We start from the raw sequence: 4306 nt of genomic DNA, 5'->3' as shown, positions 1-4306 counted from the left end.
CCTGCACCTACGATGACAACGTCAAACTCCATCGATTCACGTTCGATGTGTTCCATGTAGGACTCCTCAATACTTAAAGGTGGCAACCGTCATATTCAGAAATTCGGTGCTGCCGTGAGTGTTTTAATCCATAGGCGCAAATATGCTATTGTGCCTTTTATCGTTTTGGCTAGTATAGTTTTAAACCATGATCTAGCCAATTGGCTGAGTCGTCATATTTTTTCGTCAGCAAGGCATAAACTATGGTAAATCAAAATAATTCCCCATCGGATATGGGAAAAATACCGTTATCTGATGATAAAAACTTAATGAACATTGCACAATACTTAAAAGGTGTACAGCAAAGTCACAAAAGGTCAATTCCACCTTTAGAGCAGTGGCATCCAAAGCATTGCGGCAAAATGGATTTGACGGTTAAAGCCAATGGAGAATGGTGGCACGAAGGTCAATTAATTAAGCGCCAAGCCCTATTAGATCTATTTACCAAAGTCCTATGGAAAGAAGAAGAGAAATTCTACCTGAAAACCCCCGTAGAACAAATTGAAATTGAGGTTGAAGATGAACCTTTATTAGTCAATCAGGTCGATCAAGTTGAAATTTCAGGTGATCAATTTTTACAACTGACCACGACCAATCAAGATGTGATTTTGGTTGATGCTGAACATCCAATTTTTATGCGTGAATATGCAGGGGAGTTACGTCCTTATGTGCATGTGCGTTTTGGAATTAATGCGCTTATTCAACGTCAGTCTTTTTATCACTTAGTGAACTATGGAACACTCGTCGAAAAAGAGAATGGTGAAACCGTTTTAGAGTTAAAAAGTGGTAATTTGCTCTTGCAATTAGGCACTTGAGGTTTAAGCTTTAGGAAGTGAAATTTTCTGACACTTCAGTACAGCTATGACCGCCATACAACCTCTATTTACCGATCTAGAACCTATGCCTAAAGCATCAGCAGATGCCCCAATTGGTATTTTTGATTCGGGAATTGGGGGAATGTCAGTTGCAGCAGAAATAGCTAGATATTTGCCGAATGAACGCATTGTGTATTATGCCGACACAGCCTACGTTCCTTATGGCCCACGTTCTGATGAAGAAATTAGAGAGCTCACAGCTCGCGCAGTCGATTGGTTATACCGCCAAGGTTGTAAAATTGCGGTGGTTGCCTGTAATACAGCTTCAGCATTTAGTCTTGACCATTTACGTGAGCATTATGGTGAACACTTTCCAATCGTAGGGTTAGTTCCAGCATTAAAACCTGCCGTATTACAGACACGTTCTAAAGTGGTTGCTGTGTTGGCCACACCTGCTACTTTTCGTGGGCAACTTATTAAAGATGTTGTCGAGAAGTTTGCTGTTCCGGCGGGTGTTAAAGTGATGACCTTAACCAGCCTTGAACTTGTTCCTTGTGTAGAAGCGGGACAGCAAATGGGAGAGGCGTGTTTAACGGCATTAAAAGAGGTTTTACAGCCTGCCGCTGAGCAAGGTGCAGACTATTTAGTGCTCGGTTGTACGCATTATCCTTTCTTAAATGAAGCAATTCATCATCTTTTTGATAACCAATTCACACTGGTTGATTCTGGATTCGCAGTTGCCCGACAAACAGCCCGTATTTTAATAAAAAATGCGTTATTATGTGACCAAATAGGTCAGAATGTTGCACGTATTGAATGTTACGTCAGCGGAAATAATGCTGACGCACTGCAACCTGTTTTACAACATATGATTCCACAAGAGTTAACTTGGACACTTCATAATCTGAACTGATCTTTTAGCATCATTTAGAAAATAGTGTTTTTTATATTTATTATTTTATTTGGGGCGGTTCATGATCTTGGCTGATTTTAAGTCACATACAGATCATGAGGCGAAAGGGTATTGTTATGCTCGATACACGCTATCAGATTTTTATTTCAACGTCTGGCCGCGATATGCAGCCAGAGCGAATGGTTTTGTCTCAAACCTTGGTGGGAATGGGTTTCTTTGCTTGGGGACTAGAACATCGAACACCTTTAACAACCACACTTGCACGTCGACAGATTGATGAATGTGATTATGTAATCTTACTTCTAGGAAGTCAGTATGGAGAACAATCGATTTCTGGTGTGAGCTATCTGTCTTTAGAATATGAATACGCGTTAAGTCAGGCTAAACCTATTATTGTATTCATGCATGAACAGCCTGAAATCCGTGAAATAGATTTACAAGAAACACATCCACAACTTAAAGATAAATTTCTCGCTTTTAGAAAAAAGTTATTACACGAAGCAAAGCATATTTTTTACTTTAAAACTCCACGTGAATTGGAGTTGGCTGTCCGTTTAAATATTCCTTTAATGGTTGAGCAACATATGGGACAAGGTTGGGTTCCTGCTCATCAAGCTCAGCAGTTAGAAGATGAAATTAGACTATTAAGAAGTAAAATTTTGCATTTAGAACAGCGAGTAACAGAGCCATCAGTGCAGTTAAAGGAAGTTGCACCGCAAGATATTTTTGCATTTGAATATCAGATTCAAGCATTTCAGGATGGCAACTTTAAAGAGCTTAAACGACAACGACAAATGACGTGGTCTCAGTTGTTGAGCGTGCTGGCAAAGCGCTTTGAAACAGCTGTGCCAGAAGAGAATTTTGGAATTTGTCTGAATGAATATTTAAATCAGGCTGGCTTAGAAGATGCCCGTCAGGAATTACCTCGTGCACATGCGGTGGCTTGCGCACAGATTAATCATAAGGCACTGTTTCGAATTAAAAATCAAATGCAATCACAAGGTTGGATTGTCCCAACGCAAACTGAGCAATCATATGACCTCTGGAAACTAACCACTAAAGCTCAAAAGATATTGCTTAGTTATAAATGGAACAATCGAGGCGTTCGATTAAAAGCTTAGAGCGATTCAATTTATATATGACACTGAAAACTGTTACATTAGTGTCATAAGATGAACTGAAAGGCATTTACACATGTCGTTTGAACAAAAACCGAAAGTTACTGTCATTTTAGCGAATTTAGGCACACCAGATGAGGCGACTGTGCCTGCGGTGCGCCGTTTTTTAAAACAGTTTTTATCTGATTCACGCGTGATTGAAATACCAAAATTCATCTGGTGGATTATTTTAAATCTGTTCGTTTTACCTTTTCGTCCGAAAAGAGTAGCGCATGCGTATGCTTCGGTATGGTCAACAGACTCGCCAATGCGCGAAATTGTGTTTGAACAAACCAAACGTGTGCAGGCTTATTTAGAGCAAGAAAATAAACAGTTTGATTTAACCGTTTTACCCGCAATGACTTATGGTAATCCGGGTATTGATGCAGTTTTAGAAAAATTGGCGACGAACCCCCAAGAGCATGTCATTTTATTGCCTTTATTTCCTCAATATTCTGCAACGTCTACAGCGCCGTTATACGACGCATTTGCCAAGTGGATTCCAGCTCAGCGGAACTTGCCGGGTCTGACCATCATTAAAGACTATTATCAGCATCCTATGTTTATTCAAGCATTGGCAGAAAGCGTTTTAGCCTACCAAGAGCAGCATGGTAAACCTGAAAAACTGTTGATGTCATTTCACGGTATTCCGCAGCCTTATGCAGATAAAGGCGACCCTTATGCAGATCGTTGTCGTATTACAGCAAAGCTAGTCGCTGAAGCCTTACATTTAAAAGAGGATGAATGGGCAATTAGTTTCCAATCACGTTTTGGAAAACAAGAATGGGTGAAGCCTTATACAGACCAGCTTTTACAAGATTGGGCGAAGCAAGGTGTTAAGTCTGTTCAAGTATTAAGCCCAGCTTTTTCTGCCGATTGTTTAGAAACACTTGAAGAATTAGCTATTCAAAACGCTGAGTTATTTCAAGAAGCAGGTGGTGGTAGCTATGCTTATATTCCAGCTTTAAATAGCGATCAGGCTCATATTGATTTGCTTGCAGGTTTAGTTCAGGCTAATCTTGATGCCCTTACCCATACCTTAGCCCACCGTTAATTGCGTTTTAGCCAGAGGTTCTTATGCTGCAAGTCAAAATTGTTCCCGTTACTGCATTTGCTCAAAATTGTTCCCTTGTTTGGGACAGTGAAACGAAAGAAGCAGTTTTGATCGATGCAGGTGGCGATGCTGCGGTTTTGAAAAAAGAAGTAGAAGCCTTGGGTTTAAAAGTGAAGGCTCTGTGGCTAACTCATGGGCATTTAGATCATGCAGGAGCAGTAGGTGAGCTTGCCAAAGAATGGAGCGTTCCAGTTATTGGTCCACACAAAGAAGATCAGTTCTGGCTAGATATGATTCAGGAAGTATCAGCACGTTATGGCTTTCCGAT

General features: G+C 40.4%; 5 protein-coding genes. All 5 read left to right on the top strand.

Features of this window, described 5'->3' with window-relative positions:
* The first annotated feature begins 242 nt into the window (after positions 1-242).
* Positions 243-854, top strand: coding sequence for a DUF1285 domain-containing protein (locus UC75_RS14140; protein ID WP_049837959.1), 612 nt, complete (start codon positions 243-245; stop codon positions 852-854).
* Between the two features lie 46 nt (positions 855-900).
* A complete protein-coding gene (gene murI, locus UC75_RS14135) occupies positions 901-1767 on the top strand; it encodes a glutamate racemase (RefSeq protein ID WP_013199052.1) in 867 nt (288 codons plus the stop codon).
* Positions 1768-1883: 116 nt separating this feature from the next.
* Positions 1884-2888, top strand: a complete 1005-nt coding sequence (locus UC75_RS14130; RefSeq protein ID WP_049837958.1) for a DUF4062 domain-containing protein — start codon at positions 1884-1886, stop codon at positions 2886-2888.
* A 73-nt stretch (positions 2889-2961) separates the two neighbouring features.
* Positions 2962-3978: a ferrochelatase gene (gene hemH, locus UC75_RS14125; protein ID WP_049837957.1), complete on the top strand. Its 1017-nt coding sequence runs from the start codon at positions 2962-2964 to the stop codon at positions 3976-3978.
* 23 nt (positions 3979-4001) lie between these two features.
* Positions 4002-4306: MBL fold metallo-hydrolase (locus UC75_RS21810; protein WP_228137386.1), on the top strand; the 305-nt coding region annotated here is incomplete at its 3' end.

The sequence above is a fragment of the Acinetobacter sp. V2 genome, assembly GCF_001188385.1.
Classification (GTDB): domain Bacteria; phylum Pseudomonadota; class Gammaproteobacteria; order Pseudomonadales; family Moraxellaceae; genus Acinetobacter; species Acinetobacter oleivorans.
Note: the sequence above shows the minus strand (reverse complement) of the source record. Positions and strands in the feature narration are given on the sequence as shown.

Bases quoted from the DNA above. Each gene is read 5' to 3' on its own strand.
- UC75_RS14140 (WP_049837959.1), top strand. From the start codon at position 243: ATGGTAAATCAAAATAATTCCCCATCGGATATGGGAAAAATACCGTTA.
- murI (WP_013199052.1), top strand. From the start codon at position 901: ATGACCGCCATACAACCTCTATTTACCGATCTAGAACCTATGCCTAAA.
- UC75_RS14130 (WP_049837958.1), top strand. From the start codon at position 1,884: ATGCTCGATACACGCTATCAGATTTTTATTTCAACGTCTGGCCGCGAT.
- hemH (WP_049837957.1), top strand. From the start codon at position 2,962: ATGTCGTTTGAACAAAAACCGAAAGTTACTGTCATTTTAGCGAATTTA.